We start from the raw sequence: 436 nt of genomic DNA on the forward strand, positions 1-436 counted from the left end.
AGGACTTCGCCCAGGTCGTGCACGACGCCGTCAAGGAGCACGCGCGCACGCCGTTCCGCGAGGAGGTCTGGCAGCAGCTCGCCGAGGGCATGCGCTTCATCCCCGGTGACTTCGACGACGACGAGGCGTTCGAACAGCTGCGCAAGGCAGTGGAGGAGCTGGACGCCTCCCGGGGCACCAGCGGCAACTACGCCTTCTATCTCTCGGTGCCGCCGAAGTTCTTCCCGAAGGTCGTCCAGCAGCTCAAGAAGCACGGTCTCGCCGACGCTCCGGAGGGCTCGTGGCGCCGCGCGGTGATCGAGAAGCCGTTCGGGCACGACCTGGACAGCGCCTGCGACCTGAACGCGCTCGTGCACGACGTGTTCGACCCGGAGCAGGTCTTCCGCATCGACCACTACCTGGGCAAGGAGACCGTCCAGAACATCCTGGCGCTGCG

At 67.2% G+C, this 436-nt stretch carries 1 pseudogene; it reads left to right on the forward strand.

The features are described 5' to 3' along the window. Window positions 1–436, forward strand: a pseudogene (locus tag GTW67_RS23830) (glucose-6-phosphate dehydrogenase); the annotation flags it as partial.

It is taken from the genome of Streptomyces sp. SID5910, from assembly GCF_009862125.1.
GTDB lineage: Bacteria > Actinomycetota > Actinomycetes > Streptomycetales > Streptomycetaceae > Streptomyces.